Genomic DNA, 2280 nt, shown 5'->3' with positions numbered 1-2280 from the left:
ACCATTTCCGGCGTGCCCTTCTCGGTCAGCGTGCCGACCAGCGCCTCACCAATACCTAACTCAGTCAGCACCGACAGACTGTCGAACGCCGGATTCGGCCGAAAGCCATCCGCCACTGCCCGCAGGGATTTCTGCTCTTTGGCGGTGAACGCACGCAGGCCGTGTTGAATGCGCAAGCCCAACTGCGCCAGCACGTCATCCGGCAGATCCGCCGGCGACTGGGTGACGAAATACACGCCAACACCCTTGGAACGAATCAAACGCACCACTTGCTCCAGGCGTTCCTGCAACGCCTTGGGCGTGTCGCCGAAGAGCAAGTGCGCTTCATCGAAGAACAGCGCCAGCAGCGGCTTGTCAGCATCGCCGCGCTCGGGCAGTTGCTCGAACAACTCGGCCAGCAGCCACAGCAGGAACGTTGCGTAAACCTTTGGCGCCTCGTGCACCAGCCGACTGGCGTCGAGCAGATGGATGCGTCCACGCCCATCGGCGGTGGGTTGCAGAATGTCTTCGAGTTGCAGCGCCGGCTCGCCGAACAGGGCTTCGGCGCCCTGCTGTTCCAGTGTCGCCAAGCGGCGCAGCAGCGCCTGGCTGGAACCGGTGGTCATCAGCGCCGCGTCTTCGCCGAGCAACTGCGGATTGTCCTTGAGGTGGTTCAGCAGAGCTTTCAGATCCTTGAGATCCAGCAACAGCAAGCCTTCGCGATCCGCCACCTTGAAAGCCGCGTACAACGCCGACTGCTGACTGTCGGTCAGCTCGAGCAGGCTGCCGATCAGCAGCGGGCCCATTTCGCTCAGGGTGGTGCGCAGCGGATGTCCGGACTCACCGTGGATGTCCCACAGAGTCACGGGATAAGCCTGCGGCGTGTGACCGAGCCAGGGCATGCCGGCGATGCGCTCGGCCACTTTGTCCTGCGGGTTGCCGGCAGCACCTAGGCCGCACAGGTCGCCTTTGATGTCAGCGGCGAACACCGCGACACCGGCGTCGCTGAACGCTTCGGCCAGACGCTGCAATGTCACGGTCTTACCGGTGCCGGTAGCGCCGGCGATCAGCCCGTGGCGGTTGGCCAGGCGCATGGCCTGAGCGATGGGTTGCGCGGCCGGATCAGCGCCGATAACGAGTTGCAAGGAGTCAGGCATTTTCTCACCCAATGGTTAATCTTTGATGACACATGGCCGATACATAAATTGGATAGACCCGTCAGAAAATCGGGTCGGACATTTCCCTAAGGAGAGCCGGAAATATCAGTTTTTCAACCTTGCCCATAGTGCGCGTCTCTATCAAAGCACGCCCAGGACATTAAGACCTTAGCGGAACCCCAAGCCATGAACAAAAACCTGCGCTTCAGCCATAAGATTTTGCTTGCCGCCGCGCTCATCGTCATTGCCGCTTTCGCCTCGTTCACGTTGTACAACGACTGGCTGCAGCGCAATGCGATCCGCGATGATCTGAACAACTACCTCAATGAAATGGGCGAGGTCACCGCCGGCAACATCCAGACCTGGCTCAGCGGGCGCATTCTGCTGATCGAGAACGCCGCGCAGAACATCGCCATCAACCCGGAACCTGCCACGGTCGCCAGCCTGCTCGAACAGAAAAGCCTGACTTCGACGTTCATGGCCACCTATCTGGGCGATGCCACCGGGCACTTCACCATCCGCCCGGACGTGAAAATGCCGGACGGTTTCGATCCGCGCGTACGCCCTTGGTATAAAGGCGCCGAAAGCAGCAGCACTTCAACCCTGACCGAACCCTACATCGATGCGGCCACCGGCCAGTTGATCATCTCCATCGCCACCGCGTCGAAAAAGGCCGGGCAGAGCGTCGGCGTGGTCGGCGGCGACCTCAGCCTGCAATCGCTGGTCGACACCCTCGCCGCACGGGATTTCGATGGCATGGGCTACGTGTTCCTGGTCAGCGCTGACGGCAAGATCCTCGTTCATCCGGACAAGGCCCTGGTGATGAAGTCGCTCAAAGAAGCCTACCCGCAGGACACCCCGCGCATCAGCAGCGATTTCAGCGAAGTGACGGTTGATGGCAAAACCCGCATCGTCACCTTCGCCCCGATCAAGGGCCTGCCGTCGGTGAACTGGTACATCGGTCTGTCGATCGACAAGGATCAGGCCTACTCGATGCTCAGCGAATTCCGCACCTCGGCAGTGATCGCGACCATTATTGCCGTGGCGATCATCATTGCCCTGCTCGGCATGCTCATCCGCCTGCTGATTCAGCCGCTGCACGTGATGACCCGCGCCATGGAAGACATCGCCGACGGCGAGGGCG

The 2280-nt window shown here is 61.1% G+C and carries 2 protein-coding genes; one reads left to right on the top strand and one right to left on the bottom strand.

Features of this window, described 5'->3' with window-relative positions; genetic code table 11:
- On the bottom strand, positions 1–1136 hold a 1136-nt coding region (locus D6877_RS04655), incomplete at its 3' end, for a helicase HerA-like domain-containing protein (RefSeq protein WP_130910020.1).
- A gap of 186 nt (positions 1137–1322) precedes the next feature.
- Here D6877_RS04655 and D6877_RS04650 point away from each other — a divergent pair.
- Positions 1323–2280: cache domain-containing protein (locus D6877_RS04650; protein ID WP_178083636.1), on the top strand; the 958-nt coding region annotated here is incomplete at its 3' end.

The sequence above is a fragment of the Pseudomonas sp. Sample_9 genome (assembly GCF_004307535.1).
In the GTDB taxonomy this organism is placed as follows: Bacteria; Pseudomonadota; Gammaproteobacteria; order Pseudomonadales; family Pseudomonadaceae; genus Aquipseudomonas; species Aquipseudomonas mercuritolerans.
The sequence above is the reverse complement of the archived record's forward strand: the minus strand, read 5'-3'. Positions and strand labels throughout refer to the sequence as shown.